Source organism: Rhizobium aouanii (assembly GCF_037002925.1).
Lineage (GTDB): Bacteria > Pseudomonadota > Alphaproteobacteria > Rhizobiales > Rhizobiaceae > Rhizobium > Rhizobium aouanii.
Map to the genome: position 1 here is coordinate 400900 of NZ_JBAMYD010000001.1, position 23557 is coordinate 424456.

Genomic DNA, 23557 nt, shown 5'->3' on the forward strand with positions numbered 1-23557 from the left:
ACGTCTCCCCCTTGTCGGATCGCGACGATGCGTCGCGGCGTTTCGCAACGCCTTCATAACCGCTTCACATGGTTGTCTTTTGTTTCGTCCGCTTTAGTGTGGCGAGCGCAAACGAGGCAGGAGATGTAGCCGATGGCATTGCAAGCAGGCGGGAGTGCGGACTGGTGGCGCGGTGCGGTGATCTATCAGGTCTATCCGCGCTCTTTTCAGGACACCAACAGCGACGGTCTCGGCGATCTCAGGGGAATCACCCGCCGGCTGCCGCATATAGCCAGCCTCGGCGTCGACGCGATCTGGCTCTCGCCTTTCTTCAAGTCGCCGATGGCCGACATGGGCTACGACGTTTCTGATTATTGCGACGTCGATCCGATCTTCGGGACGCTCGCCGATTTCGACGAGATGATGGCCGAAGCCCACAGGCTCGGCATCAAGGTCGTTATCGACCAGGTGATCTCGCATACCTCCGACCGGCATCCCTGGTTCGTCGAGAGCCGGTCGAGCCGGACCAATCCTAAGGCGGATTGGTATGTGTGGGCCGATCCGAAGCCTGACGGTACGGCACCGAACAACTGGTTGTCGATCTTCGGCGGGCCGGGCTGGGAATGGGATGGCGTGCGCCGGCAATATTACCAGCATAATTTCCTGACCTCGCAGCCGGACCTCAACTTCCACAGCAAGGCCGTGCAGGATGCGGTGCTGGAGACGGTGAAGTTCTGGCTCGATCGCGGCGTCGACGGCTTCCGCCTGGACACGGTCAACTATTATTTCTGCGACAAGCTGCTCAGGAGCAATCCGCCGCACGAGCCCGACGAGGATGACGCAGGCCTCGATGCGCCCGATACCAATCCCTACGGCATGCAGAACCACCTCTACGACAAGACGCAGCCGGAAAATGTCGATTTCCTCAAGCGCTTCCGGGCGCTGCTCGATCAGTACGAGGATCGCACGACCGTCGGCGAGGTCGGCGACGGGGCGCGTTCGCTGAAGACGGTTGGCGCCTATACGAGCGGCGGCGATAAGCTGCACATGTGCTACACATTCGACCTGCTCGGGCCGGATTTCACCGCCGAGCATATCCGCGGCTGCGTCGAAGCCTTCCAGAAAGCAGTCACGGACGGCTGGGTCTGCTGGGCTTTTTCCAACCACGACGTCATGCGCCATGTCAGCCGGTTTGCGCTGACGGAGGAAGAGCGCCCCGCCATCGCCAAGCTGGCGATCTCGGTACTTGCGGCGCTGCGTGGCTCGATCTGCCTCTATCAAGGCGAGGAACTCGGCCTGCCCGAAGCGGAACTCGCCTTCGAGGATCTGCGCGACCCCTACGGCATCCGCTTCTGGCCGGCCTTCAAGGGCCGCGATGGATGCCGCACGCCGATGCCCTGGGAAGCCGGCAAGGCGCATGCGGGCTTCACCTCGGCGGAAAAGAGCTGGCTGCCGGTGCCTTACGAGCAGGCAGCGCTTTCCGTGGACACGCAGGAGGCGAGCGAAATCTCGGTGCTGCATCACTACCGCAGGACGCTCGCATTCCGGAAGGGCCACCCGGCGCTGATCGACGGCGACATGACCTTCATCGGCACCAATCAGGATCTGCTCGCCTTCACTCGCGAAAAGAACGGAGAAAAACTGCTCTTCGTTTTCAACTTGACGCGCAAACCGGCGGAATTCCGCCTGCCTGAAGGCATGGTGCTCGGGGAGCCGCTTGAGATGCCGGGCTTCGAGGCAGTGGCAGGCACGGGGGTCGTGACGCTTGCAGCGCTGGACGGGTTTTGTGCGCGGATCTGAAAGCTATTTTAGCAACTTATCATAATCTGCATGAGAGCCGATCCAGAACCAGACGATATCGTCCCCGTCTCTGACGGCCAAAGCTCTCCACGACGTGCCAACGCGCGCCGACCAAAAGCGGCCGACGCGCTTGAAATGGAGAGATGGATGTCTCAGGTCTTGTTTGAGTAGATCGAAGTTCTCGTCGGCCAGCTTCCGTACCTGTTCGGGCAAGCCGTCATAGGCCTCCCAGAAGGCCGGAGTCGCGTGGTGTTTCAAAGCCGTTTTGTCTTTCCGGCATGAAAATCGGCAAAGGCCTTCTCCGCGAGATGATCGAGCTTGCCGCTTACGGCGTCTTTTTCCATCTGTCGATCCCAACGTTCGGCTTGAAGGGCTTCAAACCAAGCGGAAAAGGCTTCGAACTCCTGCTTGTTTAGTTCGGCGATGGATTTTTCAATCTGTTCCAGCTTCGTCATCACGGGCTCCAGCGATATTGCAAAATAGGCGCTGCCGGGGGATTTGCAAAGTCTTCCCTCATCCAATCAGCGCGAACTTGTCCACGTCAACCATGCCGCGGTCGGATATCTTCAGGTGCGGGATGACCGGCAGCGGCAGGAAGGCGAGCTGGAGGAAGGGTTCCTTCAGCGTGGCGCCGAGCGCCAAGGCGGCTTTGCGCAGATGGTGCAGCGTATCGCGGACTGTCTCGTAGGGCTCGAGGCTCATCAGGCCTGCGATAGGCAGGGCGATTTCGCCGGTGACTTTGCCGTCCTCGACGACGACGAAGCCGCCCTTGATTTCGCCGAGGCGGTTTGCGGCGAATGCCATGTCGTCCTCGCTGACACCAACCACGCAGATATTGTGGCTGTCATGGCCGACGGTCGAGGCGATCGCACCCTTCTTTAGGCCAAAACCCTGGACGAAGCCGTTGGCATGGTTGCCGTTCTTGCCGTGGCGCTCGATGACGGCGACCTTGATGATATCGTTGGCAAGATCGACCGCCGTCTCGTTGCCCTTGACGGGCAGGCGATAGCGGCGATGTTCGGTGATGATCTTGCCCGGGACGACGCCGATGACAGGCGTTTCGCCTTCGGCGAACGGTACGCCGAAATGGGCGGCGTTGACGGGCCTTGCTTTGACGCTGTCGAGGCCGATCGGGGCAACCAGCCTGCGCGTGGAAAAGAGCGCGTCGGTGACGCGGCGGCCAGCGGAAAAGACCATGTCGGCACGGCAGTTTTCCAGGCTGTCAAGAACCACCAGATCGGCGCGCCAGCCCGGCGCCACCAGGCCACGGTCTTTGAGGCCGAAGGCGCGGGCGGCCGAAATCGAGGCGGCGCGGTAGATCGCCAGAGGCTCGACGCCGCTTGCGATCGCCGTGCGGATCATGTGATCGAGATGGCCCTGTTCGGCGATGTCGAGCGGATTGCGGTCGTCGGTGCAGAGCGCGAGGAAGGGTGAAAGCCGCTCGGTGATAATGGGCATCAGCGCCGCGAGATCCTTGGATACCGAACCCTCGCGTACGAGGATATGCATGCCCTTGCGGATCTTTTCCAAGGCTTCGCCGGCGGTCGTGCATTCGTGCTCGGTGCGGATGCCGGCCGAGAGGTAACCGTTGAGGTCGTTGCCGGAGAGCAGCGGCGCGTGACCGTCGATATTGCCGCCCTGGAAGGCGTCGAGCTTGGCCATGCAGACGGGATCCTTGTGGATCACGCCGGGGAAATTCATGAATTCGGCAAGTCCGAGCACCTTCGGATGGTGGCGGAAGGGCAGGAGGCGCTCGATCGGCAGATCGGCGCCGGAGGTTTCGAGATGCGTCGCCGGAACGCAGGAGGAGAGCTGGACGCGGATGTCCATGATCGTCTCCAGCGCGGATTCGAGAAAGAATTCGATGCCGGCGGTTCCGAGCACATTGGCGATTTCGTGCGGATCGCAGATGGCGGTGGTGACACCATAGGGCAGAACGCAGCGATCGAATTCATGCGGTGTGACGAGCGAAGATTCGATGTGCAGATGTGTGTCGATGAAGCCTGGAACGACGATCCTGTCCGAGATATCGATCTCGGTTTCGCCCTCATAATTTCCTGAGGTGCCGACGATGCGATCGGCGCCGATGGCAATGTCCGACTGGACGAGTTCGCCGGTGACGAGGTCGAAGAAACGGCCGCCCTTCAGCACGATATCAGCCGGCACGCGGCCGACACCCTGGTCGATCAGACGTTCGAGCTTGGTGGTCATGAATTGCTACCTCTTCGACTGGTTTTTGCCGCTGATGCCAAGCGAATGCTGGAAAACATTTGGGTTGTATTTCCGGTGGCTTTTGCCTCTGTGGCAGCAGTGCTAGTGAAGCGAGAATACAGATGTGAACTTCCAACTCAAGGCCATGATATGAAAGCAATTATTTCGGCAGCTTGCGCGGCTGTCCTGCTGTTGAGCGGATGTATGAACAACTCTGCGATACTCAGGACCGACAAGCATGGGAAGGTGAGTGAGGTCATTCTCGAAAAGTCGACCGGAAGTGTCGCTTCTGACGAAGATCTGAAGCGTGTTTTGATCTCCAGTTTCTACGCGCGTGTTTCGAACCCGACACCCAGTTGGACTTATCGTCAGCCGATGGTGCTTAATAAACACCCGACGGTGGAAAGCTATCTGCGTGAGGATAAGAGGCAGCGGGATTGACCGGCAGCCCCTCTGTCAAAATACAAATCGGGCGCCGCGAGGCGCCCGATCCTGTTTTACTAGATCCGCCAATCACTCGGCGGCGACGATCTTACCGGCTTCCCACTTGTAGAGCGAGAAGCTCTGCGAGGTCAGGTCGCCGGTCTCGCCGTAGGTAACCTTGCCGATGGCGGACGGGATCTCCTTGCCGTCCTTCAACGCGGTCGCGACGGCTTCCGCATCCTCGGCGCTGCCGGCCTTCTCGATGCCGGCCTTCAGCACTTCGACGGCGGCATAAGCGTTCAGCGTGAAGGCTTCGGCGGGGATGTTCTTGGCGGCGAGCGCGTCGGCTGCGGCTTTGGAATCCGGGCTCTTGGTGGCGTCCGAAGCGTTGGTGAAGATCGTGCCTCCTGCCGCATCCGTGCCGATTGCCCAGAATTCAGTGTTGGAGAGTCCGTCGCCGCCGATGATCGTCGTGTTGGCGGCGAGGTCATGCAGCTGGCGGGCGAGCAGGCCGCCTTCCGGGTGGTAGCCGCCGAAATACACCACATCGACCTTCTCGGACTTGATGCGGGTGGTGAGCGCGCTGAAATCCTTGTCACCAGGCGTGATCGCGTCGTTGATGACTTCGGTGATGCCGCCGGCGTTCAGCGTCGCCTTGAAGGCGTCGGCGAGGCCCTTGCCGTAGGCGCCCTTGTCGTTGACGATGGCGACGCGCTTGTCCTTGAAATTCTTCAGCACATATTTGGCGGCGACTTCGGCCTGCTGGTCGTCGCGGCCGCAGGTGCGCAGCACGTTGGTCAGACCGCGCTTGGTCAGGTCGGGGGCCGTCGCGGTCGGGGTGACCATCAACACGCCGTTTTCAGCAAGCACGTCCGAAACGGGAATGGCGACGCCTGATGTCACCGGGCCGACGACGAAGCGGATGCCGTCGCCGACGACCTTGTTGGCGGCGGAAACGCCCTGTTTCGGTTCGCCGGCATCATCGGCCAGTTCGAGGACGACCTTCTCGCCGAGAATTCCGCCCTTCTTGTTGATCTCGTCGACGGCGGTCTGCGCACCGTTTTTCACCTGGTCGCCATAGGCGGCGACGGGGCCGGTCAGCGGCGCGATCAGGCCGATGGTGATATCGGCATGGGCAAGCGGCGCAAAGGCGAGCGACGCGACGAGGGTCGCCGTCAATGTCTTGAGGGTCATTGTCTGTCTCCTTGGATGGGGTCATTCGACCCGCGATGAAGCGTCGCGCCGGCTTTTCCGGATCGTTCAACGGCCCCCAGGCCGTGCCAAGGACGATCGATATCGGCGCGATCGATGCGCCCTCCGGCCATATTTGGCTCGAATGGGCGCAACGGCAAGATTTCTAGGGATTTTGGTGAAATTCCGCAAGTTGATAACAAAATGAAACGAAAATCGAGCCGATCCGGCGCGAAATAATCCAAAATCGTCGATCGTGGCGCCGTCTGCCGATTTCTGGAGGGTGCTGGTACACCCGCATTCGCCCGGTGCGCCGATGAACCTACTGAATGTCGCGGAACCTCTCTTCGTCTTTCTGAATATTAGAATTCTGTTTTGAGATTAACACTTGATTCTACCAATCGGTGTAGAACCATTGTTCGCGCATATAGTGCTGCGATGCAAAAGAACGGTCGATAATAAACAGAGAGATATTTCAGGAACAGAGATCTGGATGCTCAAGCGTATCGAAGCCAGACAGGTGCGCAACGGAATGTTTGTGGAGGCGATCGAGGGTGCATGGCAGGACCCTCTTCTGTCCAAGAGAAGATTTCTGCTGCGCCGTGAAGTCGATGCCCTGAAGCTTCGCAAGAGCGGCATTGAAGGTGTTATCATCAACACCAGCAGAGGCCTCGACATCGACGGTCTGCCAGGCGGCAATATCGAGATCGACACGAAGGCGGCACGCGAGACCATCCAGAAATCCGTGCAGGTCCTGGAAAGCGTTTTCGGCCGGCTCCAGCATGGTGATGGCATCAGCTTCGATCAGGTGGCGCCGGTGATTTCCTCGGTCTCCAAGTCAATAGATGACAATCCCACTGTCTTTCTGAGCGTTACGCGTCTGAAATCCAAGGACGAAGTGACGTTTCTGCATTCGCTTTCGGTGAGTGCGCTGATGATCCTTTTCGGCCGTCATCTCGGACTTGACGAGACGACCGTGCAGATGCTCGGTACGGCAGGATTGCTGCACGACGTCGGCAAGCTCGAAATTCCTCTCGAGATACTCAACAAGGAAGGGCGACTGGACGAGGACGAGATCAAGATGATCCGCGATCATCCGGAAAAGGGGCATGCAATCCTGTCGCGCCAGGAAGGCATGCCGGAGATCGTTCTCGACGTCTGTCTCAATCATCATGAGCGTATCGACGGCAAGGGCTATCCCCGCAGGCTTTCCGAGGCGCAGGTCAGCTTCCATGCGCGTCTTGCTGCTATTTGCGACGTCTATGACGCCATGACCTCCGTGCGGCCGTACAAGGCGCCGTGGAGCGCGAGCCAAGCACTGAAATGGATGCTGGGCAATGAAGGGCAATTCGATCGCCGGCTTCTGAAGAAATTCGCCCTCTGCCTTTCCGTCGCCGCCGTGACCTGAGGCCTATCCACCGCAGGCCGTTATGGCGGAAGTCTTCAGAGCTTTTCAAATGTTGTTCTGGAGGATCGTCCGCAGCTTGCCGAAGAGCTCGTCGATGTGGTGCTTCTCGATGATCAGCGGCGGGGAGAGCGCGATGATATCGCCGGTGGTGCGGATCAGCAGGCCGCTTTCATAGGCTTTCAGGAAAGCGGTGAAGGCGCGCTTGGTCGGCTCGCCGGCGATCGGGTCGAGTTCGATGGCGCCGATCAGGCCGGTGTTCCTGATGTCGATGACATTGGGGCAGTCCTTCAGCGAATGCAGCGCGTCGGCCCAGTAGTCGGAAAGCTCGGCGGCGCGTGTCAGCAGGCCCTCTTCCTTGTAGGTGTCGAGCGTGGCGAGGGCTGCGGCGGAGGCGATCGGGTTGCCGGAATAGGTGTAGCCGTGGAAGAACTCGATCATGTGCTCCGGGCCGTTCATGAAGGCATCATGAATCTCGGAGGTGACAAAGACGGCGCCCATCGGAATGACGCCGTTGGTCAGTCCCTTGGCGGCGGTGATCATGTCGGGCTTGACGTCGTAATATTGCGCGGCAAAGGGGGCGCCGAGGCGGCCGAAGCCAGTGATGACTTCGTCGAAGATCAGAAGGATGCCGTGTTTGGTGCAGATCTCGCGCAGCTTCTGCAGGTAGCCCTTCGGTGGGATCAAGACGCCGGTGGAGCCCGCCACCGGCTCGACGATGACGGCGGCAACGGTGGAGGCGTCATGCAGGGTGACGATACGCTCGAGCTCGGTGGCGATGTCGCCGCCATGCTCGGGCTCGCCGCGGGTGAAGTTGTTCTTGCCGGGCTGGTGGGTGTGCGGCATGTGATCGACGCCGGTCAGAAGCGTGCCGAACATCTTGCGGTTGGTGACGATGCCGCCGACGGAGATGCCGCCGAAATTGACGCCGTGATAGCCGCGCTCGCGGCCGATCAGGCGGAAGCGTGATCCATTGCCCTTCACGCGGTGATAGGCGAGCGCCACCTTGAGCGCGGTCTCGACGGATTCGGAACCGGAGTTGGTGTAGAGAACGTGGTTCAGGCCCTCAGGGGCAATGTCGACCAGGCGGTTCGCCAGTTCGAAGGCCTTGGGATGGCCGAGCTGGAAGGCCGGCGCGTAATCGAGTTCGCCGGCCTGCTCGCGGATCGCCTCGGTGATCTTCGGGCGGCAGTGGCCGGCATTGACGCACCAGAGGCCAGCCGTGCCGTCCAGCACCTGACGGCCGTCATGGGTCGTATAGTACATGTCCTTGGCGCCGACGAACAAACGCGGCTCCTTCTTGAACTGGCGATTTGCCGTAAACGGCATCCAGAAGGCGCGAAGATCGTTCGGTGCATTGAGGCGATTGGACATGCTGTTCTCCTGGCCGCCGACGGCCCTTTTCCGGGGCTTCACGCCCATATTTTACTGCCCGGTCAAATTATCAGGGCTTCCCAAGGCGTCAACGGGAAAAGTCCCCAGAGCCCCTCCTGACGGGAGGCTCAACTTGCGTCGCTCGGAAATATCCAGGGGTCAGGCACCGCAGGCTGCCCGTCATCAATCCTTTGCCTCGGCTTGTTACAAAAACCGATGGCTCGCAGGGCGCAATTGCATTTCATCAATTCACTGAAATCAAAAGATATTTCGATCGGAGATACTGATGTCTGACCGCCAGAAGACAAGGGCGCGCCCCACGCGGCGCCATGCATTCGCACCAAGTTACGGCGCCATTCTCGAAGAGGGCGTTCGCCGCCGCAGCGTGCTCAAGGGCTTTCTCGCAGCGATGGGCGCCGTGGCACTTTCGCCGGCGCTCGGAACCGCACATGCCGAGGCTGCCGGCTCCAGCCTGACATTTCCGGAACTCAAGCGCGTGCGCGATACCGCCGACCACTGGCCGGAGGGCTATGAGCGCCAGATCCTGGCGCGCTGGGGCGATGCACTGTTTGCTGACAGCCCGGAATTCGACATTGCGACACTGGATGGCAAGGCTGCCGAGCGTCAGTTCGGCTACAATAACGACTTCACGCAGTTTCTGCCGCTGCCCTGGGGCGAGAAGAGCTCCGACCATGGGCTGATGGTCGTCAGCCATGAATATGCCGCGCCTTTCCTGATGTTTCCCGGCCTGACCGACGAAAACTACCGCGAGAAGCTGACGGACAATCAGATCCGCGCCATCATGGCCGCCCTCGGCGTCTCGATCTTCGAAGTGAAGAAGACGGACGGCAAATGGGCGATCGTCAAAGACGGCAAATACAATCGCCGCATCCATATGAGCACCGAAATCGGCATCTCCGGTCCCGCCGCCGGCGACGACCGTCTGAAGACCAAGGCCGATCCGACCGGCACGGTCGTGTTCGGGACGATCTCGAACTGCAATGGCGGCATCACTCCCTGGGGCACGATGCTTTCGGGCGAGGAAGGCGCCATGGACGTCTTCGCCGGCGACTACAAGAAATTGCCGAACCAGGAGCTGGTCGAGCGCCAGGGCTGGGACGAGGACGAGAACGATATCTATTCCGTCAGCCGCATCGAGCCGCGCTTCAAGTTCGAGGAAGAGCCGAACGAATGGATGCGTTTCGATTGGGTGGTCGAGATCGACCCGTTCGATCCGACGGCAAAGCCGGTCAAGCGCACCTCGCTCGGCCGCATGACGCATGAGGGCGCTCAGTGTTGCGTCGCCCCTGACGGCCGCGTGGTGGTCTTTATGGGCGATGACGACGATTTCGAATATATCTACCGCTTCGTCACCCGCGATCCCTGGAACCCGAACGATCGCGCCGCCAACAAGGACCTGCTCGACCACGGCACGCTTGATGTCGCCAAGTTCGAAAGCGACGGCACGGTGACCTGGATCCCGCTCATTGCGGGCGAGGGGCCGCTGACGGCGGAAGCCGGCTTCAAGAGCCAGGCCGATGTCGTGCTGGCGCCGCGCGCCGCAGCCGATCTCGTCGGCGCGACGCCGATGGACGGACCGGAAGGCTTCATCCCGCATCTCGGCACAGGCAAGCTTTACGTCGCCATGACGGAGAACGAGGACCGGCTGCCGAAGGTCGAGGGCGGCGACGAGAAGGAGATGGTCAACATCGCCAATCCGCGCGGCCCCAACCCGCACGGTCACCTGCTGGAGCTCGCAGCACCCGGCGGTCCCGAAAAGCCGGATTATGCCGCCGAGAGCTTCAAGTGGGACGTCTTCATCCTCTGCGGCGATCCTGCCAAGGCTGAGGATCAGGCGATGTTCCATCCGGCCACGACCTCGGCCGGCTGGTTCACAGACCCCGACAATCTCGCGGTCGATCCGGCCGGACGCCTCTGGGTCACCACCGACGGCCCGCCGCCGGAAGGCATAGCCGATTCCGTCTATGTGATGGATACCGAAGGCCCGGGCCGGGCGCTGCCGAAGCTGTTCTATATTGCGCCCGTCGGCTCGGAAGCCTGTTCGCCGACCTTCACTGCGGATGGCAGCAGCGTCTTCCTCTCGGTTCAGCATCCGGGCGAATTGCGGATGGCCGACAACGAGGATGCGACGTCGATGGAGGATGCCGGCACCAACTGGCCCGACTTCAAGCCCGGCATGCCCGCCCGCCCGGCGTTGGTGGTGCTGAGCCGCACCGATAACGGTGTGGTCGGCAGTTAAAGCAATTCCGCCAAAACTGCGCGGCGGTTTTACGTCTGGAATGCACCAAAACAAAAGATCGATAGCGGGACGGGTGCTCCGGCGCGATCGGCCATCATTCTAAAAGCACGACCGGCAAATCGCAAATTTGCCGGTCGTGCCATAAGGTTCAGGTGCTGAAATATCGTTGCCAAGCCTCCGGGAACATCCCCTTCAGCAGGACATCGGCCGACATTCATGTCAGCGCTATCATCAGGCGGCGGATCTATTCCGGTTCTGCACGAGGTAGATGTCTTCGAGCGTTGCCAGAATCTTCATGACCGGTTCGGAGGTGCTCGAATAATAAATGGTTTGTGCGTCCCGGCGGGTCTTGACCAGCTTTTGAGCGCGCAGTTTCGAGAGGTGCTGAGAGAGAGCCGACTGGCTGAGCCCGACCTGCGTCGCAAGCACGCCGACGGCCACTTCGCCCTTCACGAGGCTGCACAGGATCAGCAATCTTTTAGGGTTGGCCATGGCCGACAATAAAGCTGCCGCCACATTCGTGTGATCGGCCAAATCAGAGGTTTCCATATGTTATCTTCCTAATGCGAAACGTACATCAAGCGGGTTGGCGGAGAGCGCCAGCCGGATTTTTGACTGACACCAAAAGCTACCAACTAGGCTCGAAGATTGTATATACCTAAATTTAAGGTATCGAGTATGCTACTTTAGACATGTTTGAACAAATGTGATCGGCATCCACAGCGAGGGTTTCGAACTCGTATCGCAGCAGCAAGTCGCCGGAAATCATGTCGAAACCTGAGGAATCGATACCACAAATGCGCCAAGGACCCGATTCCGGCGCCTTTAGCCTGATAGCGAGGACTTCGGCGATATCGGGATGGCGTTCTATTAAATCTCGCACTGTCTCTGCCGCCTCGGCGGCAATCGCCTCATTCGCGGCCGACTGGATTACGAGATCATTCCCATCAAGCAAGTAGGCGCGGCCGAATCCGCCATTGAGGCTGGCCTGCTCCGGCTTGAGACGGAAGAACAGGAAATCAGGAAAGTCGATATAAAGCGCCGCCTTGCTGTGGCGATCGAGAAAGCGCATACGGATACGCTCATAGATTGCATTGCCACGCTCGACGGGTTCTGCCAGGCATTGGGTCGTCAGACGGGGATAGGCGAGGGGGTCGCCCTTGCCGGGTTCACCGGTCAGGAGCGAAGCGCGCGGGTCCTTGGCGAGCGCTTTGGTGTGGGCCGACAGCCTCGACACGAGGATCACGGGCGTTCCGTCGATGTCGGTAGCGACCAGCACGCGGCTGGCGAAGGGAAAGCCGGTCTCGGGATCGAGAACGGCGATCGCAGCATAGCTGGCGGAGCGCAACAACACGCGAGCGAGCTTGCGGGCTTCGTCGTCGGTTTCGCGTAAGGGCGAGGGCTGATCTTTCATATCCGCTTTGTGACAAAGCGCGTGGAAAACATCAAGCTTCCTGCTTGCGGCGATGACGGGTGAGGCCGGCGACGATATCCTGGGCCGAGATGGTGCCGACGATCGCGCCGTTCTCGACGATGCCGATACTGCCCGGCTGGCGGGCAAGCGCATCGAGAATATCGATAAGCGGGGTCGCGGCGCGGGCCGTGGCGCTGACGCTCATGCCGGCGGCAGTCTGGCCGAGGCCGGACTGCATGACGTCGGCGGCCGTCAGCATGTTGATCGGATTGAGGTTCTGAACGAAATCGGCGACATACTGGTCGGCGGGGTTCTTGACGATATCGTGCGGCGTCCCGCACTGGATGATGCGGCCGCTCTCCATGATGGCTATGCGGTTGCCGATGCGGAAGGCCTCGTCGAGATCGTGGCTGACGAAGAGGATGGTCTTCTTCAGCCGCCGCTGGAATTCCAGGAGTTCATCCTGCAAGCGGGTGCGGATCAGTGGGTCGAGCGCCGAGAAAGGCTCGTCCATGAGCAGGATCGGCGCGCCGGTGGCAAAGGCGCGGGCGAGCCCGACACGCTGTTGCATGCCGCCCGAAAGCTCGTTGACCTTGCGATCGGCCCATTTCGTCAGGTTGACGAGTTCAAGCTGTTCGCCGACGCGGAGCTTGCGTTCGGCTTCCGGCATGCCGGCGAGCTCGAGACCGAAGCCGACATTGTCGGCGACGGTGCGCCAGGGCAGAAGGGCGAATTGCTGGAACACCATGGAGACGGTGTGGGTGCGCAGGTCGCGCAAGGCCTTGGCATTGCATCTATAGGGGTTGACGGGGCCGGTGGCCGCCGAGACCGCGACATCGCCACGCACCACGGGAGCGAGCCCGTTGACGGCGCGCAGCAGCGTCGACTTGCCTGAGCCGGAAAGACCCATCAGCACCAGGATCTCGCCTTCCTCGATCGTCAGCGAGGCGTTGGCCACACCGAGCACAAGACCGGTGGCGGCGCCGATCTCGTCGCGCGTTTTGCCCTGGTCGACCATGGCAAGGGCTGCTTCCGGCCGATCGCCAAAGACGATGCTGACATTGTTAAAGCTTACCGCGGTCATGCAGCGCCTCCTTCACCCGCTGTGCGGAACATCCGGTCCAGAATGATTGCCAGGATGACGATGCAGAAGCCCGCCTCGAAGCCCTTGGCGATATTGACGGTGTTCAGCGCACGGACGACGGGCACGCCAAGCCCGGGAGCGCCGACAAGGGCGGCGATGACGACCATCGACAGCGACAGCATGATGGTCTGGGTGAGACCGGCCATGATCTGCGGCGTGGCGAAGGGAAGCTCGATCTTGCGCAGCACCTGTATCGGCGTCGCGCCGAAAGCCACGGCCGCTTCGACGAGGGACGGCGGCGTCGAGATGATGCCGAGACGCGTCAGCCGGATCGGGGCGGGGATTGCGAAGATGACGGTCGCGATCAGGCCCGGCACCATGCCGAGGCCGAACAGGATGAGCGCCGGGATCAGATAGACGAAAGTCGGTATGGTCTGCATGAGATCGAGCACCGGGCGCATGGCAGCATAGACCCAAGGGCGGCGGGCGGCGGCAATGCCGAGCGGAATACCGATCACCATACAGACGAAGGTGGCGGCGAGCACGAGAGCGAGCGTCTCCGTCGTTTCCTTCCAATAGTCCTGGTTCACGATCAGCAGCAGGCCGAGACAGGTGAAGACGGCAACCGCGATCGACCGGCGCAGCCAAAAGGCGATGGCGGTGATGGCAGCGATGACGATCAGCGGATGAGGCTTCTGCAGCACGAAGAGCAGGCCGTCTATGGCGCTCGACAGGAGGAAGGCGATCTGGTTGAAGAACCATTCGCCGTTCGAGGTCAGCCAATCCACGAAGGACTTGGCCCAGGGGCCAACGGGAATCTTAAATTCGGTGATCCAATTCAAGGGCGCGCCTATCCAAAAAACAACAATCGGATAAAATGAAACGGGGCGGAGAACCGCCCCGTTCATATCATTAGAGGCCGAGGCCGGTCTTGGCGGCCGCGAGGGCTTCGCCGCTGCCGTCGCGGGTCTTGACGCCCGCAAGCCAGGGCTCGAGCGCTGCGGGGTTCGCCTTCAGCCATTCGGAAGCCGCAGCTTCCGGCTCCTTGCCGTCGTTGAGGATCTTGCCCATGATCTGGTTCTCCATGTCGAGGGAGAACGTCAAATTCTTCAACATCATGCCGACATTCGGGCATTCGTCGAGATAACCGGCACGCACGTTGGTGAAGACCTTGGCACCGCCGAAGTCAGGGCCGAAGACGTTGTCGCCGCCTGTGAGGTAGGTCAGCTTGAAGTTGGTGTTCATCGGATGGGGTTCCCAGCCGAGGAAGACAACGGGCTTGCCTGCTTTGTCTGCACGAGCGACCTGGGCGAGCATGCCCTGTTCGGAGGATTCGACGACTTCCAGATCCTTCAGGCCGAACTCGTTCTTCTCGATCATGTCCATGACGAGGCGGTTGCCGTCATTGCCGGGCTCGATGCCATAGATCTTGCCGTCGAGCTCGTCCTTTTGGGCGGCGATGTCCTTGAAGTCCTTGATGCCGAGCTCGGCTCCCTTGGCGTTGGTGGCAAGCGTATACTTGGCGCCGACGAGGTTGGGGCCGAAGGATTCAACCGACTTATCGTCGATATAGGGACGGACGTCCTTTTCCTGTGTCGGCATCCAGTTGCCGAGGAAGACATCGATGTCCTTGTTCTTCAGCGAGGTATAGGTGACCGGCACCGAGAGAACCTTGACGTCGGTCTGGTAGCCGATGCTCTTCAAGACGACGGATGCGGTGGCGGTGGTGGCGGTGATATCCGTCCAGCCGACGTCCGAGAAACGAACGGTGGAGCAGCTGTCGGGATCGGCGGCGAAGGCGGCGGTCGCAACGGAGAGGGCGGCGACGGCAGTTGCGGTGACGAGTTTGAACGTGCTTGTTGTTTTCATTTTTAGACTCCCAGTCTTTAAGTTCCCAAGCCAACCATCAATAACCGAGTTTGACAAGCGACCTCAGTGCGTTTGCGCCGTATCGACCCATGCGATTGCGACGTCGGCGGATTTTTTGGCAATGCCTTGTTTTCGGGGCTCTCAGCGGTTTTCGAGCCGGATTCCTGTGATTATCGCTCACTCAGGGCTTTTCTTTGCCATTCCGAGCTTTCAATAAGCCGATCAAGGAGAAATCGGATGGCAAAACTCTATTTCAACTATTCAACGATGAACGCCGGCAAGTCGACGATGCTGCTGCAGGCCTCCTACAATTACCAGGAGCGCGGCATGCGCACGGTGCAGCTGATCGCCGCCTTCGACGAGCGCGCCGGCCGAGGCGTGATCGGCTCGCGGATCGGCTTGGAGGCCAGCGCCATTCCCTTCGAGCCGCATGAGGATCTGTTCCGGTTGGTTGCGACGCTGAGCGGCGAAGGAGCACCGATTTCCTGCATCTTCGTCGACGAGGCGCATTTCATGACGCCTGTCCATGTCTGGCAGCTTGCCCGCGTCGTCGACAGGCTCGGCATCCCTGTGATGGTCTACGGGCTGAGAACCGATTTCCAGGGCAAGCTGTTTCCTGCCTCGCAGGAACTGCTGGCGATCGCCGATGAAATGCGCGAAGTGCGCACGATCTGCCATTGCGGGCGTAAGGCGACGATGGTTGTGCGGCTCGACGCGGAAGGAAAAGTATTGCACGAAGGCGCGCAGATCGATGTCGGCGGCAACGAGAAATATGTCTCGCTCTGCCGCAGGCACTGGGACGACGCGATGAACGGTGCCTGGATCGCCGAGCCGGTCTGAAGCCGGCGACGCCGCCTGTTTTCTTTGGCGCCGCAAGCGACTAGCTTGGGGTCAGGAGATTCCTTGGAGAGGCTTGGTGCGCAAACCCCCGTCATTCGACAGCCAGTACGAAGCTGCAGGCAGCCTTGCCGAAAGGATTGCAGGCGAGGGAGCCTATTGTGTGGCCGCGATCGGCGCCTTCAGCGGCGACGAAACACAGTCGGCCGACGAGGTCTTCCTTGAACAGAATGCCCGCTTCCAGGCCCATATCGCCGATGCTGCGGCGCTCGACGCCCAACTGGCCGAGCTGGTCTTTTGCCTCGATCGGCTGACGGCCGAGGTCTCAGCCGATCTCGACAGTTTCCGAGGGTTGACACTGCGCGAGAAGATGGCCGGCTGGGTGTCGCGCCAGCGGATGTGGCGCATGTATACCGAACGCGTTCGTGAGGCGCCCGTCATCGAGCGGCTGCTCGACCTTTTGACGAAATCGGACGCGCTCGCGGGGCTGATCGCCGGCCAGCGCGCTGCGCTCACCGAACGGCACAGGACAGCCGAACTCAGCCTTGTCGACATCGTCGAGCAACGGCGCCGGCTGGTCGTTTCCATCGATATCGCCCGTCTCAAGATGAAGGAGCTCAACGCCAAGGCGCTGACGACGCAGGGCCGTATCGGCGTCTATGGCAACAGGGCGCATTGGGAGCAGATGGAAGCGGAGCGGCGGGCGCTGAAGGCGGAAGCCGAGCGGATTTCCGCCGGAGAGCACGAGATGCGCGACGATAGCCAGCGGCGTGAGCGCTTCATCGGCCTGTTCCAGGCCTTTGTCGATTCGCTGAACGGCCGGATCGCTGCCTGCAACGTGCTGCTGCGCAAGCTGTTGATCGACGTGGAGGAGCGGCTGATCATCTACCAGGCGCAGGTCGATACCGACCGGCCGGGCATGAAGGTGAGGATCAAGCCGGAACTCTTTCCCGATATCGCCGCGCCGATCAGGCTGTTTGAGAAGGGCATGCTGGTCGCCCCGGACCTGGAGCGGCGCAAGAGCCGCGCCCATCTCGAATTCGCCAGAAGGTTTCCGACCTATGCCGAACCGCCGCCGGACACATCGGGAGCGCCTCTGATCGACACGGCGCGCAGGTCCTTCCGTTTCAGCCTGCCTTTCCTGCGCTCCTGACCAGCAGGGGCGCAGGCAGTATTCCTCTTGCGCAATGCTTTCATTCCGAAAAATCGAAGGGCTCGTGTTGTGCTCGGCCCATCGAGCGCATATGTGGGATGCAGCGGGGCGGCAATGTCCCGATGTTCGCCTCGCCTGACAGGAGACGACGATGCTTGACCGGATAGCCGGTTTTTTCAGGCTGATCGGCCAGACGATCGGTCGCTGGGCCCGCCTGTTTTCCGCCTGGGCCTTCTGGCCCTTTCTTGCCGCGCATGGCTGGTATCAGCGCCGGAGCTGGATGATCCGGCTGCCGGTCATCGCGTTCGTGGCGCTGCTGGTCGTGCTCTACGGTTATTTCTTCTGGCAGACGCAGATCTGGTCGAATTTCAACACCGCTTTCGTCGAACAGTACCGGCTTTCCGAACGCAAGGTTGCCGCGGGGCAGGAAGTGCCGGTCGCCGAGGGTGCCAATGCGACGGCGCCGAAGACCTGCCAGCGCTCGGCGATCGTCGACGTCGCGGCCGATCTGACCGATTTCAATGTCAACCAGAATGCATGGATCTCCTCCATGCTGCTCTACAAGATGGGCTTCTTCGGCATCGACTGGGATCATACTCCCTTCCTCGACAACAAGGCGTCGTTCCAGCGCGGCATCAACCAGGCGGTCCGGCGGACTTCGGCGGAGCTTGTCGATACGCTCGGGCGCGTGCGCGGCACCTCGGGCATCAACAACGACCTGCAGACCGCGCGCGGCTACCTGCAGTTCGACGAATACAGCTGGTATTTCGGCCTCAACCCCTTCGGGCTAAAGACGCCGACGCCTTCCTATTACCGCTCGGCGATCGGCAGCCTGCGCAAGTTCAACACCGATCTCGCCCTCTGCAACGTCGTTTTCGACGGCCGCGCCGACAATCTGATGCAGTTCATCGACCGCATCGCCAACGATCTCGGCGGCACCTCCGACATGCTTGCCGAGCGCTCGGAAAACCACAATCGCGGCTGGTTCGATACCCGCGCCGACGACCGGTTCTGGTTCGCCTATGGCCAGCTCTATGCCTACTACGCCATCCTTGCCGCCGCGCAGGCGGATTTCTCGCAGGTGGTGCAGGAACGTAATCTCGGCGCGATCTGGGGCGGAACGACGCGGCAGTTCCAGGCCGCACTGCGCATCCAGCCGGCAATCATCTCGAACGGCCGCGAGGATGGCTGGATCATGCCGAGCCATCTCGCCACCATGGGCTTCTATATTCTGAGGGTGCGCTCGAACCTCGTCGAGATCCGCTCGGTGCTTGACCGCTAAAACGTCTGGAGTCAGCGGGGTATCGTGTTGTCCTCGAAGCCGACGACGCGCAGTTTCTCGACGAATTCATAGGTGATGCCGACGATGCCGCCGCCGCTTTCATCATTTCGGAAGCGGCCGACGCTACGCACCAGCTTGTAGCCGCCAAGCCGGTTGTCGACACGATAAACGAAATGGAAGCCGACGCCGTGACGGCTTGCCTCTTCGAAGGTTTGGGCGATCAGGCTGCGGTCTTCCTCGTGGATGCGCGACATCAGCTCTGTCAGGTTGACAGGGCGTCGCTGTAGGGGAGGCCGAAGATCGCATGGACATCCTCGCTTGCAAAGAAATGTCCTGTCTCGATGTCGATGCGCCAGAAGCCGAAAAGACGATAGGCAGCAAGCATCTGGACGACTTCCGCATCGGTGATGCCGATGTGGGCGCGGGATTGTTCTGTCTTGTCAATAACGGGCTGTTCGAAGTGAAGAGGCACGATTCCCCCAGATCACGGGACGACGTGCCGACTCTCTTCTGATTCCTCAGTTGATCAGCTTCAATCGAATTGCCTTAGCTACCAACTGGGTCCGGTTGACGCAATCGAGTTTTTTGATCGCGTTCGTCATATAGGCGTTCACAGTATGGTCCGAGAGCGTCAGGATCTGACCGATTTCGATCGAGGTCTTGCCTTGGGCAGTCCAGCGCACAACTTCTAGTTCGCGCGTCGACAGCGCGTTATGCGTGCATTCTTCGTTGCGTTTGACTGCATTGTATGCATCGAGTGCATGGAGAATGATCATTGCCAGCTCGTTGATTTCGCTCTGGCCGAGTGCGGCGCGCTCGCCGCAGAACCAGAAGACCAGGCGCTGGCCGTCGGTTGCAATGGTCGGCATGGCAATGCCTGCCGGTATGGCATGGCGCAGCATCAGGGCACGCAGTTCGACGGAGAAAGCCTGACCATTGGAGGCGTCGTTGAGGTGCCAGGCCGGCGGCACGGCAGACGCTCTTAACCTTACGCCGAAAGGGCAGTCGCGCATCATGTAGGCACGGTCGAAATCCCTGACATAGGCGGCCGGAAGCGAGCTCTCGATCAGCAGGGGTTTCAAGAGAAGGTCTTCCGGGGAGGGGGCGTGCATCAGCGTCGCATGCGACAATCCGAAGGCTGTGGAGACCCTGCCAAGCGCCTGCGCAAATAGGCTGCGCGTTCGTGCGGTCGAAAGTTCTGTCGAAAGCAATGACTGTCTTTCAGAGGTAGTCATGTAAGACATTTGTACGCCTCCGGAAGCCCAATGTTACCGCTATCAAATACAGAAAATCGGCGGGATGCTAGCCCCAATTGACCTAACGCAAGCCGATTCATTCGAATTGTGAAAAATTAGCCACGGTAGTGCGCGCCTCGGTTGAGTTTCGACTTGCAAAAATAGCGTTGCGGTACCTTTGAGTTCTTTAATGGCGGCATAGGGATGGTCTCGTGCAGGCGGGCAAGGAGAGAATCACTTGGGAGAGTTTTGCGGAAGAACTCGGCTCTCTCCGGCACGGGCGCAAAGGTGGTGGACCGGTCTGCCTGCAGCGCTTTGCGCTGGAGCAGGTGAACTGCGTGAACGCGGCCGCAGCGGGTCGCCATTTCAGCCTGATTGCGGTGAGAGAACAGAGATAAGAAGAATGGCAGCAGGCGGCGAAATCTGACTTGCTGGCAGTCAATCCAATTGCTAAGCATATGCTCAGTATAACTAAGGCAATTTAATCGTGCGCTTTGCAATTTCCCTTTTGGTGAAGTGTCTATTTTCCAGATTATTACTTGTTTTTCTCCTTTTGACCTTGCCGATCGGAGCGGCAACTTCGCAGGCTGCCGGGGAGAAGAAGGCGGCGCATCCCCCGATGAATTTCATCCTCGTGCGTAGTCTCCTCTGCCAGGAAAACTGTCCGGAATGGATATCGGCGGAGGGGCGCATAACGTCCGATACGCCCGCGCGGCTCAGAAAAATCCTCAAGAAGATCGGCGGCCGTAAATTGCCGGTCGTTTTCCGTTCGGAAGGCGGCGACGTCGATGCCGCTTATGCGATGGGCCGGATGATCCGTAAGGCCGGGCTGGAAACGGCGGTCGGCGGCACACGGCTCAAAGATTGCCCGGTCGGGGATACGCGCTGTCAAGCCGCTATTGCCAAGGACGGCAGCGCGGTCGGTTATACCTATTCGTCCGGTGCATACTGCTTTTCTGCTTGTCCGCTGGCGTTCGCCGGCGGTACGTCGCGTGTCGCATCGCAATGGGCCTTTATCGGCGTCCACCAAATCACGACCGTCTACAACAAGGTGCGTGTTTCCTATCGCATCGAATACAAGATCGTGAACGGCAAGAAAAAGGAGATCTCCCGCAAGGAGGTCGGACGCAAGGTAGCGGGACGGAGCAGTTCCACCAAACTTGGAAAGAAGGCCACCGTTGCCTTGACGACCTATTTGAAAGAAATGGGTGTCAGCGAGGATCTGATCGGTCTGATGATGAGCGCCACGCCTGACAGCATCAACATCGTAGCGCCCGCCGACGCACTGCGAATGGGGCTTTCGACGGACATGCTGGCTTATAATGAATGGCCCGGAATGCCGCTCTGCGCGCCGGATGCAGCGGCCGATGCCGCCTGTCACAGCCATCCGGCAGCCGAAGCGCCCGTGGCGGTTGAGGCGCCTGTATATAAGACGCCCGTGCAGGATACGGCCGCAGACACAAGCGGGAGTCTGCTGAAAACCCGGCCGATGGACTTCCTCCTGATGTTCAATGGCAATTGCCGGGAAGAGTGCACGCAGTGGATTTCCGCGGATGGAGACATCACGCCGGATACGCCGGCTCGGCTGAAGGCGATGTTGACGACGCTCGGCGAAAGAAAGCTGCCGGTCGTCCTTCAGTCCAATGGCGGGGACATGGATGCGGCTTTCGCGATGGGGCGTATGATCCGTGCGGCAGGTCTGGAGACCTCGATTGGCAGAACGCAGTTGCCGAATTGTCCAAAGCTGGATCCACGTTGCAAAGCCAGCATCGCCAAAAGCGGACCGACCGAGGGCGAAGTCTTTGCCGGCCGTGCGTACTGCCTTTCGACCTGTACTCTTGTCCTGATGAGCGGAACGCCACGGATTGTCGGATATTCCGCGATCGGCCTCGCCAGGCCCACGACGGCTGAATATACGAGATTCTTCGCTTATTTCGACGAGATGGGGGTGAGCGCCGAGACATACGAGACGATGATGTTCGCGACATCAATCGAGCGCGGGACTATACTTCGTTCTCATGCGCTCAAGCTTGGCATCGTCAATGGTATCATCCCTTATGATGAAGAGCCCGGCTTGCACGTCTGTGGGCCGGAGGCGAAGGAAAGCCTTCGATGCCCGAGAAAAGCTGAGGCAGAGATCGTTCCTGTTGCTGCTTCGGTCAATTGATCTCAGGACGCGAAAGAGCATAGCTCGACGTTTCGTGTCGGGCTGCCGCTTGTTTAAGCTCCGAAGGCGCCTCGTGTTGCCCGTTTAGCGGCCGCAAGGCGTGGCGCTATTCACACCCCGCCGATATTTCGCTATCTCGATGAAGAGAAAAACAGCGACTCCGCTCCCGCGGAGGTCGGATGGGGAAACATCCATGCCATCAATCAAATCCGATATCGAAATCGCGCGTGCCGCGGCCAAAAAGCCGATCTTCGAAATCGGGGCGAAACTGGGTATTCCGGTCGAGCAGCTCGCTCCCTATGGTCACGATAAGGCGAAGGTCAGCGCCGAGTTCATCGCCGCGCAAGCGGGCAAGAAGGACGGCAAGTTGATTCTCGTCACCGCGATCAATCCGACACCGGCCGGCGAGGGCAAGACGACCACCACCGTCGGGCTCGGCGACGGGCTGAACCGGATCGGCAAGAAAGCCGTAGTCTGCATCCGCGAGGCCTCGCTCGGTCCGTGCTTCGGCGTCAAGGGCGGGGCGGCCGGCGGTGGTTATGCGCAGGTCGTGCCGATGGAAGACATCAACCTGCATTTCACCGGCGATTTCCATGCGATCACATCGGCGCACAATCTGCTGGCGGCTATGGTCGACAACCACATCTACTGGGGCAACGAAGAGAATATCGACATCCGCCGCATCACCTGGCGGCGGGTCATGGACATGAACGACCGGGCGCTCAGAAGCATGGTCTCATCGCTCGGCGGCGTCGCCAACGGTTTCCCGCGCCAGGGCGGGTTCGACATCACCGTCGCCTCCGAGGTGATGGCGATCCTCTGCCTCGCCACCGACCTCAAGGATCTGGAGCAGCGCCTCGGCGACATCATTATCGGCTATCGTTTCGACAGGACGCCGGTACATGCGCGCGACCTGAAAGCCGACGGCGCCATGGCGGTGCTGTTGAAAGATGCGATGCAGCCGAACCTGGTGCAGACACTGGAGAACAACCCGGCCTTCGTGCATGGCGGGCCCTTCGCCAATATCGCCCATGGCTGCAATTCGGTGACGGCGACGAAGACGGCGCTGAAACTCGGCGACTATGTGGTGACGGAAGCAGGCTTCGGCGCCGATCTCGGAGCGGAAAAATTCTTCGACATCAAGTGCCGCAAGGCGGGGCTGAAGCCGGATGCGGCGGTGATCGTCGCGACCGTCCGGGCGCTGAAGATGAATGGCGGGGTGAAGAAGGAAGATTTGGGTTCCGAGGATGTCGCGGCGCTGAAGAAGGGCTGCGCCAATCTCGGCCGGCACGTCGCCAATGTGCGCCGTTTCGGGGTGCCCGTCGTCGTGGCGATCAACCATTTCGTCTCGGATACCGACGCCGAGATCGCGGCGGTCAAGGAATTCGTCTCGAGGCTTGGCGCCGAGGCGATCCTCTGCCGTCACTGGGCGCTGGGTTCGGCCGGCATTGAGGAACTGGCGCACAAGGTGGTGGAACTGGCCGAATCCGGGCAGGCGAAATTCCAGCCGCTTTACGGCGACGATCTTTCGCTGTTCGAGAAGATCGAGATCGTCGCCTCGAAGATCTATCACGCCGGCGAGGTGACGGCCGACAAGGCGGTGCGCGACCAGTTGCAGACATGGGAGGAGCAGGGTTACGGCAAGCTGCCGATCTGCATGGCGAAGACGCAATATTCCTTCTCCACCGATCCGAACCTGCGTGGCGCGCCGGAAGGCCACATCGTCACCGTGCGAGAAGTGCGACTTTCGGCGGGAGCGGGCTTCGTCGTCGCCATCACCGGCGAGATCATGACAATGCCCGGCCTGCCGAAATCGCCGTCGGCGGAACGGATTTTCTTGAACGACCAGGGTTATATCGAGGGGTTGTTTTAG

At 60.4% G+C, this 23557-nt stretch carries 20 protein-coding genes and 1 pseudogene; 9 read left to right on the plus strand and 12 right to left on the minus strand.

Annotated features, from left to right (window positions below; all coding sequences use genetic code 11):
- The first annotated feature begins 132 nt into the window (after positions 1 to 132).
- A complete protein-coding gene (gene bglA / locus V8P77_RS01930) occupies positions 133 to 1779 on the plus strand; it encodes a beta-galactosidase BglA (RefSeq protein ID WP_335910393.1) in 1647 nt (548 codons plus the stop codon).
- A gap of 3 nt (positions 1780 to 1782) precedes the next feature.
- Here bglA and V8P77_RS01935 read toward each other — a convergent pair whose 3' ends face one another.
- From V8P77_RS01935 to ade, 3 genes are read right to left on the minus strand one after another with little or no spacing between them, the layout of a single operon-like run.
- Positions 1783 to 2037, minus strand: coding sequence for a ParE family toxin-like protein (locus V8P77_RS01935; protein ID WP_335910394.1), 255 nt, complete (start codon positions 2035 to 2037; stop codon positions 1783 to 1785).
- Entirely contained in the window at positions 2034 to 2234 is a 201-nt protein-coding gene (locus tag V8P77_RS01940; RefSeq protein WP_335910395.1) for a hypothetical protein, read from the minus strand. Before V8P77_RS01940 ends, V8P77_RS01935 begins: the two co-directional genes overlap by 4 nt.
- Before the next feature lie 58 nt (positions 2235 to 2292).
- Positions 2293 to 3990, minus strand: coding sequence for an adenine deaminase (ade, locus tag V8P77_RS01945; RefSeq protein ID WP_335910396.1), 1698 nt, complete (start codon positions 3988 to 3990; stop codon positions 2293 to 2295).
- 45 nt (positions 3991 to 4035) lie between these two features.
- Between ade and V8P77_RS01950 the strand changes: the two genes are divergently transcribed.
- The gene (locus V8P77_RS01950; RefSeq protein ID WP_335910397.1) at positions 4036 to 4431 is read left to right on the plus strand and encodes a hypothetical protein; all 396 of its coding nucleotides are present in this window, start codon (positions 4036 to 4038) and stop codon (positions 4429 to 4431) included.
- A 72-nt stretch (positions 4432 to 4503) separates the two neighbouring features.
- On the opposite strand, the gene V8P77_RS01955 is transcribed toward V8P77_RS01950, so the two are convergent.
- On the minus strand, positions 4504 to 5607 hold the full coding sequence (locus V8P77_RS01955; RefSeq protein ID WP_335910398.1) for a branched-chain amino acid ABC transporter substrate-binding protein: 1104 nt from the start codon (positions 5605 to 5607) through the stop codon (positions 4504 to 4506).
- Positions 5608 to 6097: 490 nt separating this feature from the next.
- On the opposite strand from V8P77_RS01955, the gene V8P77_RS01960 reads away from it, so the two are divergent.
- On the plus strand, positions 6098 to 7012 hold the full coding sequence (locus V8P77_RS01960) for an HD-GYP domain-containing protein (protein ID WP_335910399.1): 915 nt from the start codon (positions 6098 to 6100) through the stop codon (positions 7010 to 7012).
- Positions 7013 to 7057: 45 nt separating this feature from the next.
- Here V8P77_RS01960 and aptA read toward each other — a convergent pair whose 3' ends face one another.
- A complete protein-coding gene (gene aptA / locus V8P77_RS01965) occupies positions 7058 to 8383 on the minus strand; it encodes an omega-aminotransferase AptA (RefSeq protein ID WP_018243099.1) in 1326 nt (441 codons plus the stop codon).
- Positions 8384 to 8669: 286 nt separating this feature from the next.
- On the opposite strand from aptA, the gene V8P77_RS01970 reads away from it, so the two are divergent.
- The gene (locus tag V8P77_RS01970; RefSeq protein ID WP_335910405.1) at positions 8670 to 10643 is read left to right on the plus strand and encodes a PhoX family protein; all 1974 of its coding nucleotides are present in this window, start codon (positions 8670 to 8672) and stop codon (positions 10641 to 10643) included.
- 231 nt (positions 10644 to 10874) lie between these two features.
- On the opposite strand, the gene V8P77_RS01975 is transcribed toward V8P77_RS01970, so the two are convergent.
- The 5 genes from V8P77_RS01975 to V8P77_RS01995 all read right to left on the minus strand — a co-directional run bounded on the left by V8P77_RS01975 (position 10875) and on the right by V8P77_RS01995 (position 15010).
- Positions 10875 to 11192, minus strand: coding sequence for an ArsR/SmtB family transcription factor (locus V8P77_RS01975; protein ID WP_003561417.1), 318 nt, complete (start codon positions 11190 to 11192; stop codon positions 10875 to 10877).
- Between the two features lie 115 nt (positions 11193 to 11307).
- Complete coding sequence (locus tag V8P77_RS01980) at positions 11308 to 12057, minus strand: HugZ family pyridoxamine 5'-phosphate oxidase (RefSeq protein WP_335910413.1); 750 nt, start codon at positions 12055 to 12057, stop codon at positions 11308 to 11310.
- 31 nt (positions 12058 to 12088) lie between these two features.
- On the minus strand, positions 12089 to 13141 hold the full coding sequence (choV, locus tag V8P77_RS01985; protein ID WP_335910414.1) for a choline ABC transporter ATP-binding protein: 1053 nt from the start codon (positions 13139 to 13141) through the stop codon (positions 12089 to 12091).
- Positions 13138 to 13983: a choline ABC transporter permease subunit gene (gene choW, locus V8P77_RS01990; protein WP_017961531.1), complete on the minus strand. Its 846-nt coding sequence runs from the start codon at positions 13981 to 13983 to the stop codon at positions 13138 to 13140. The genes choV and choW overlap by 4 nt, the downstream gene beginning before the upstream one ends.
- A 70-nt stretch (positions 13984 to 14053) precedes the next feature.
- Positions 14054 to 15010, minus strand: coding sequence for a choline ABC transporter substrate-binding protein (locus V8P77_RS01995; protein WP_335910415.1), 957 nt, complete (start codon positions 15008 to 15010; stop codon positions 14054 to 14056).
- A gap of 237 nt (positions 15011 to 15247) precedes the next feature.
- Between V8P77_RS01995 and V8P77_RS02000 the strand changes: the two genes are divergently transcribed.
- The 3 genes from V8P77_RS02000 (at position 15248) to V8P77_RS02010 (ending at position 18282) form a co-directional block, all read left to right on the plus strand.
- Positions 15248 to 15850 carry a thymidine kinase gene (locus tag V8P77_RS02000; RefSeq protein WP_065280862.1) on the plus strand — a complete coding sequence of 201 codons (603 nt, stop codon included), beginning with the start codon at positions 15248 to 15250 and terminating at the stop codon, positions 15848 to 15850.
- Between the two features lie 76 nt (positions 15851 to 15926).
- Positions 15927 to 17000: a hypothetical protein gene (locus V8P77_RS02005; protein WP_335910418.1), complete on the plus strand. Its 1074-nt coding sequence runs from the start codon at positions 15927 to 15929 to the stop codon at positions 16998 to 17000.
- 151 nt (positions 17001 to 17151) lie between these two features.
- A complete protein-coding gene (locus V8P77_RS02010; protein ID WP_335910420.1) occupies positions 17152 to 18282 on the plus strand; it encodes a DUF2333 family protein in 1131 nt (376 codons plus the stop codon).
- Positions 18283 to 18293: 11 nt separating this feature from the next.
- On the opposite strand, the pseudogene V8P77_RS02015 reads toward V8P77_RS02010, so the two are convergent.
- A pseudogene (locus V8P77_RS02015) lies at positions 18294 to 18754 on the minus strand (PAS domain-containing protein).
- 46 nt (positions 18755 to 18800) lie between these two features.
- Positions 18801 to 19526, minus strand: coding sequence for a helix-turn-helix transcriptional regulator (locus tag V8P77_RS02020; protein WP_335910422.1), 726 nt, complete (start codon positions 19524 to 19526; stop codon positions 18801 to 18803).
- Between the two features lie 478 nt (positions 19527 to 20004).
- Here V8P77_RS02020 and V8P77_RS02025 point away from each other — a divergent pair, with 478 nt between their 5' ends.
- Together V8P77_RS02025 and V8P77_RS02030 are read left to right on the plus strand one after the other, a co-directional pair.
- Entirely contained in the window at positions 20005 to 21684 is a 1680-nt protein-coding gene (locus tag V8P77_RS02025; protein ID WP_335910424.1) for a COG3904 family protein, read from the plus strand.
- Between the two features lie 193 nt (positions 21685 to 21877).
- Positions 21878 to 23557: a formate--tetrahydrofolate ligase gene (locus V8P77_RS02030; protein WP_335910426.1), complete on the plus strand. Its 1680-nt coding sequence runs from the start codon at positions 21878 to 21880 to the stop codon at positions 23555 to 23557.